Source organism: Dorea sp. MB18-49 (genome assembly GCF_023669465.1).
Taxonomy (GTDB): Bacteria; Bacillota; Clostridia; order Lachnospirales; family Lachnospiraceae; genus Dorea_A; species Dorea_A longicatena.
The window spans coordinates 1-6,608 of the sequence record NZ_JAMOYX010000081.1; the positions used below are offsets into that span (position 1 = coordinate 1).

Sequence of the window (6,608 nt, forward strand, 5' to 3'; positions counted from 1 at the left end):
GATTATCTGGGGTTAAATTCTGTTACTTATGCTATACAGACGTATGTAAATCCATTAGTAGAAGCTGGCGTAATTAAGTTGAGTATTCCAGATAAGCCAAAGAGTCCAAAACAGTTATATTATAGCGGAGAAAGAGAAAAATGAGAGAAGACCAATTCCTGCGGCAGCGTCTGCAGAAAGAAATCCCGATTGAGATTTCACCTGTTTTAAGAGATTTAATAACTGTTATATTTTGTTATTAAATTCTCCGCAAACCCTTGAAAATCTTTGTGTGAATCCTCTATTTCGGACAGGAGATAATTTGACAGGAAATTTCAAAGAAGAGTATAATACATATTAAGACATTTTGAATCGGCATGTGTCCGGAAGAAGCTGTCACTGGCAGGTTCTCTGTATTATAAGCAGGTTCGAAATAGACGCTATGGGGGAAATAATTTGGAAAAAAAACTGACAATAAATGATATAGCCCAGATGTCCGGTGTGGCAAAAAGTACTGTATCAAGATATCTGAACGGGGGAAGCGTCAAAGATGCAACGGCCCAGAAGATAAAAAAAATCATCGAAGAAAATAATTATGAGCCGAATCTGTTTGCAAGGCTGAATGCAAAAGAGAGCCGGATCATAGGACTTACGGTACCTGGATTTAACTCGGTAACAACACCGAGACTTGTAGAAGTAATCGTTGCCTATCTTAAGAAAAATGATTATACACCTCTTATCATGCATACGGAAAATGATATCGAAGAAGAAATACGCTGTATCGAACGGCTGAAGAATATGAATGTAGATGGAATTATGGTTCTTGCGACGGGAAGCACAAAAGAATACGAAGAAGCAGTAAAGAAGTTAAAAATTCCAATCCTGTTTCTTGGACAACGCTTCCCGGGAGAGAATTCTGTCATTAATGATGATTACAATGCAGGATATGCGGTGGGTAATTATATCGGACAACGTAAGTTCAAGGAGATTTATATGCTCTGGGTACCTGAAGATGACCCGGCAGTAGGAGGAGAACGACGCCATGGAGTGATCGATGGACTTATGTCTTGTGAGAAAAAGCCAAAAGAAGTCATAGAGACAACGTTCTTTTATGAAAATGCAATTGAAAATGTACAGAAATTTGTAGATCATATGAAGACACCGGCGGCAGTCGTATGCGCAACAGACCGTATCGCATTTGGCGTGTACAAAGTAATGTCAGAGAAAGGTATACGGATACCGGAAGAAGTATCCGTGGTAGGATTTGGCGATTACGAAGCAGGAGAACTGTTACAGCCGCCACTTACGACGGTAAAATTTGACTGGAAGAACTGGGGGGAGATCAGTGCTGAGTCGATGATCCAGATGATTTTAGGAAAGCCGGTAAGCCCGCTTCAGGTCAACCCGTATGAAATTATAGAAAGAAAAAGTGTAAAAGAGAACTGAGAATCAGGCGGATCTGTCAATTTGACAGACCCGCTTTTGTGCAATATAGACAAATTTAGATATCAATTTTTGGAACCGTTTCCAAAAATGAAATTGCAGTGACGTTTTGTGTTGACATACAAAAGCTGATGTATATAATAAAAACATAGGAACGGAACCGGTTCCAAAACAAAACAATACAAGGAGAAGAGAAATGGGAAAGAACAATGAGTATCTGGAAATATCAAAACAGATCGTAGCCAATATTGGTGGAATGGATAATATCCAGGGAACAGCACACTGTGCAACCAGACTCAGGATCGTATTGAAAGATAATGATCTTGCAGATATTGAAAAACTGGAAGATATCGACAAAGTAAAAGGTGCGTTCATAGCAGGTAATCAGTTACAGCTGATCCTGGGAGCTGGAACAGTGAATGATGTATATGAGGTATTTGCCGAGTATACGAATACACAGAATATGTCACTGGGAGATCTGAAGGAAGAAAGTGCGAAGAGGCAGAATCCACTTCAGGCAGTGATCAAAGCGTTATCTGATGTATTTATCGGAATCATGCCGGCACTTCTTGCAGCAGCCCTTCTGATGGGAATTACAAGCGTCCTTGGCGGACTTGAAGTAGTAAAGACACATGATACCTTATATGCGATCAACCGGCTGGTAAGTCTTGCGTCTACAGGTATCTTTGCAATCCTTCCAATGGCAGTATGCTATTCAGCCGTAAAAAGATTTGGCGGGAATCCGGTTCTTGGTATGGTAATCGGAGCAATCATGTTAGACAGTTCTCTTGCCAATGCTTACCAGGCTGCACAGGGAACCGTTGATATAGAAGTTATCCGTCTGTTCGGACTGAAGATTGAGATGGTAGGATTCCAAGGAGGAATCATCATCGCGCTTATGATGGGATTTGTAGTTGCAAAACTGGATAAATTCTTCAATAAGGTAATTCCGGATGTAATCAAGCTTCTGGTTGCACCAATGCTGACAGTATTTATCTCTACGGTATTACTTTTTACACTTGTAGGTCCGGCAGGACGAATTCTTTCTAATGGAATCACAGACGGACTGATGTGGAGTACAGAACATCTGGGAGCATTCGGGTATGCGTTATTTGCCGGAGTTCAGCAGATCGTAGTTATCACAGGTCTTCATCACATTATCGGTGCGGTAGAAGCACAGCTTATTGCATCGACAGGAACAAACTTTTTAAATCCACTGATGTCTGTAGCTTTATTTGGACAAAGTGGTGCGGTACTTGGTTATCTTTCCCTGAACTGGAAGAACTTAAAAGCCAGAGAGCTTTGTATTCCAAGTTTCTGCTCGACATTATTTGGTATCAGTGAACCGGCAATCTTCGGAGTAAACTTACGTTACAAGTTTCCACTGATCGGTGGATGTATCGGTGGTGCAGTTGCAGGTGCATATGTATACTATTCAAAGCTTACTGCTCTTGGATTCGGTACAACTGCACTTCCTGGAATGGCAATTGCTAATCCGGCACATCACGGGTACATTAACTACATCATTGCACATGCAATCGCGATTACGATTGGATTTGTATGTACAGTCATCTTTGGAAAAATGTGGTCAGCACCGGATAAGAATAAAAATGACAAAAAGAACGATACAAAAGAAAATGATACAACAAAGGCAGTTATTACAGAAGAGCCTGGTGCAGTCTATGCAGCAGCAGAGGGAACAGTAAAAGATATCGAAGCATCGACAGATCCGACATTTGCAAACAAGGTACTTGGAGACGGTGTCGTTATCTTTCCGGAAGACGGAACCGTTATGGCACCATGTAAGGCAACCGTATCACTCGTATATCCAACCGGACATGCAATCGGACTTACAACTGCAGATGGAGCAGAGATCCTGATTCACTGCGGGGTAGATACCGTCAATATGAACGGTGAAGGATTTGAGACACTTGTAAAAGAAGGACAGGAAGTAACAGCAGAAGAAGCACTTATCAGATTTGACATCGACCTGGTGAAGAAGCATGGATACTCTCCGGAAATTCTTGTTATCTTCACAGAGCTTCCGGAAGGAAAGACCATCAAAACAGAAGAAAAACATATTGCAAAAAATGATAAGATGGCTGAAATCGTGTAAGGATAAGGTGGACAGGAACAGATGAACAAAGAGACATATTTAACAGAATATCCGAAGCATGAAAGTATGAGGGAGAATGTAAAAAAAGATAAAAACAGACTTCACTTTCATATGATGCCGCCGACAGGCTGGATGAATGATCCGAATGGTCTGTGTGAATTTCAGGGTGTGAATCATATTTATTTCCAATATACACCATTTCTTGCCGGATGGGGAACGAAGCTTTGGGGACATTACACAACAAAGGATTGGATTCATTATAAAGAAGAAGAGCCGTTCCTTTATCCGGACGAAGAATGGGACAGAGACGGTGTATATAGCGGATCAGCCTATACCTGTGAAGATGGAATTCACTATTTTTACACAGGAAATGTAAAACTCTGGGATAAAGATTATGATTATATCATGAATGGACGGGAACAGAATACGATTCACGTATTCAGTCCGGATGGAAAGAATATTGCATACAAGAAGCTTGTAATGACCAATGATGATTATCCGGTGAATATGTCCAAGCATGTCAGAGATCCAAAAATCTATAAAAAAGACGGCCGTTATTATATGATCCAGGGAGGCCGTGATGCGGAATCTTATGGCTGTGCACTTTTGTTTTGTTCCGACGATCTGGAACACTGGAAATGGTACGATACAGTGCGGACAGCAAAGCCATTTGGTTATATGTGGGAATGCCCGGATCTGTTCGAGATTGACGGCCAGCAGATTATGACATGCTGTCCACAGGGAGTAGATCAGAAGGGATATGATTACCAGAATGTGTACCAGTGTGGATATTTTCCGGTAGAGTTTGACCTGAAGAACAAATCATACAGCTTTGGAAAATTTCAGGAATTTGACAAAGGATTTGACATCTATGCGACACAGACATTTGCAGATGAAGCGGGTAGAAGAATCCTGATTGGCTGGATGGGGATTCCGGATGCAGATTATGATAATGATGCAACGGTTGCATATGACTGGATCCATGCACTTACCATGCCAAGAGAACTGGAATGGAAAGATGGAAAGATCTTACAGCATCCATTAAAGGAGATGAAAGATCTGCGTAAAAATGCATTTACCTGCGAACTGGAAGCATTTACAAAGTGGGCGCCTGCGGACTGCTGTTTTGAACTGAGACTTGACGTGGAAGAAGCAAAAAATCTGGAGCTTAAGCTTCGTGAAGATGTTACAATAAGCTGGAAGGACGGGCTTTTTACCTTATCGATGGGAGAAAGCGGACGTGGAAGAAAGCAGCGCTTTGCTAAGGTGGAAGAGCTTTCGGATATTACCATCTTTTCGGATACATCAGCCATTGAGATATTCATTAATAACGGGGAAACGGTTCTGACAACAAGAGTATATAGTGAACATCTTGAACAGAAAGTAGAGCTTGTATCCAGAGAGGTAAAGGGAAGCGTTCATGGATATGAACTTGGATCATTCGAGGTTGAATATAAAAAATAGATTCCGGACTGAATAAGATATAACAGGTGAATATACGGAAAAGAAAATAAAAATGTGGACAGGTTCCTGAAAAAAGAGGTGCCAGTCCACATTTTTTATACCATAGTATGCAAGAGATGCTGTCAGTGGCAAGTTTTATGTATTGCCATGCATTTGTAAGAAGTAGCAGGTGGCAAGTTTTTTGTATCTGACTGCAAATTCCGCTTCATCGGATCACCGATTCCGCTAGCAACGGATCAGTTTTTCCGGTCGTAACGGAACACTTTTCCGCTTCGTCGGATCACGCATTCTTATAAAGTGTTATAGTTTTTTCGTAGTCATTATTTTTAGATTACGAAAGGAGGCATTTTTATGCAGGACTACAACACTATTATTGGTGCTATTCAGATGCGTCTGAATAAGTGCCCAACCAGATCTGTTATGGATCGTTTTCGAATCGGATCAAGCACTCTTATCTGCTTCAAGAATCCGCCCATGCGCATAGTGAAGATAATTACTATGAGTATTCAAACAAGATGGCCGGTTATGATCTTCTTGTTATAGATGATTTTGGATTGATGGACTTAAATCTTGACAAGTGCCGTGATCTCTTTGAAATCATCGAAGCTAGAGATTGCCGAAAATCAACAGTCATCATCTCGCAGATGCCAGTAGAGAACTGGTACCAATTGTTTGGTGATAACACATATGCAGATGCATGTCTCAGCCGCATGACCTCTAAAGCATATCGATTAGACTTTCCAGGTCGCGATAGACGTGTAGAAAGCAAGTAACTTTATTAACAAACAGGGCAATGATCCGTTCCTAGCGGAACAGCGCTCCGCTCATGCGGAGCGAGTGCTCTGTTTTTGCGGAATATGCAAGTTTCTTGCATAAACTTAAATATAGTGCTAGAATCTAAAATATAAATGGAGGAACTAAAATGACAACAGAAGAATTATATGACAAACTAAAATTAATTCAAAAAATGAAATGCAAAACGCAGAATTTGGAATTGAAATCAGCGGAGCAAGGATGTCCGAAACGATTATATGATTCTTTGTCAAGCTTTTCTAATCAGGATGATGGTGGCATTATTGTTTTTGGAATTGATGAGAAACAAGATTATAAAGAAGTTGGTGTTTATGATGCTCAGGACATTCAAAAGAAAATTAACGAGCAATGCTTGCAGATGAATCCGGTTGTACGGCCGCTTATTACAGTTGTAGAGAAGGAAAATAAAAAATTTGTTTCTGCTGAAATTCCCGGAATAGATTTGGCAGACAGACCTTGCTATTATCAAGGACGTGGAAGGTTGAAGGGATCCTATACCCGTATTGGGGATAGTGATGAACCGATGACAGAATACGAAATATATAGTTATGAAGCATATAGAAGAAAATATCAAGACGATATCCGTGAGGTTCCGAGAGTAACAGTAATGTCATTGGATCAGGAAGAACTGAATCGTTATATTGAACTGTTAAAGAGAGGAAAACGAAGATTAGCAACACTTGATAATGAAAGTATTTATGAACTTATGAGCATAAAGCGAGGAGAGAAAGTAACGCTTAGTGCGACTTTGCTTTTTAGTCCATATCCACAGGCATATTTTCCACAATTGTGT

At 40.6% G+C, this 6,608-nt stretch carries 6 protein-coding genes; all 6 read left to right on the forward strand.

The window, feature by feature from the left end; translation table 11 throughout:
* Positions 1-6 precede the first annotated feature (6 nt).
* Entirely contained in the window at positions 7-144 is a 138-nt protein-coding gene (locus tag NCY30_RS15415) for a Fic family protein (RefSeq protein ID WP_334303087.1), read from the forward strand.
* 291 nt (positions 145-435) lie between these two features.
* The gene (locus NCY30_RS14565) at positions 436-1,425 is read left to right on the forward strand and encodes a LacI family DNA-binding transcriptional regulator (RefSeq protein ID WP_028087351.1); all 990 of its coding nucleotides are present in this window, start codon (positions 436-438) and stop codon (positions 1,423-1,425) included.
* A 193-nt stretch (positions 1,426-1,618) separates the two neighbouring features.
* Positions 1,619-3,538 (forward strand): PTS beta-glucoside transporter subunit IIBCA, encoded by a 1,920-nt coding sequence (locus NCY30_RS14570; RefSeq protein ID WP_028087350.1) that lies wholly within the window; start codon positions 1,619-1,621, stop codon positions 3,536-3,538.
* Positions 3,539-3,559: 21 nt separating this feature from the next.
* A complete protein-coding gene (locus NCY30_RS14575; protein ID WP_006427688.1) occupies positions 3,560-5,002 on the forward strand; it encodes a glycoside hydrolase family 32 protein in 1,443 nt (480 codons plus the stop codon).
* Positions 5,003-5,403: 401 nt separating this feature from the next.
* Positions 5,404-5,775: an ATP-binding protein gene (locus NCY30_RS14580; RefSeq protein ID WP_331476597.1), complete on the forward strand. Its 372-nt coding sequence runs from the start codon at positions 5,404-5,406 to the stop codon at positions 5,773-5,775.
* A gap of 149 nt (positions 5,776-5,924) precedes the next feature.
* Positions 5,925-6,608: AlbA family DNA-binding domain-containing protein (locus tag NCY30_RS14585; RefSeq protein WP_250818860.1), on the forward strand; the 684-nt coding region annotated here is incomplete at its 3' end.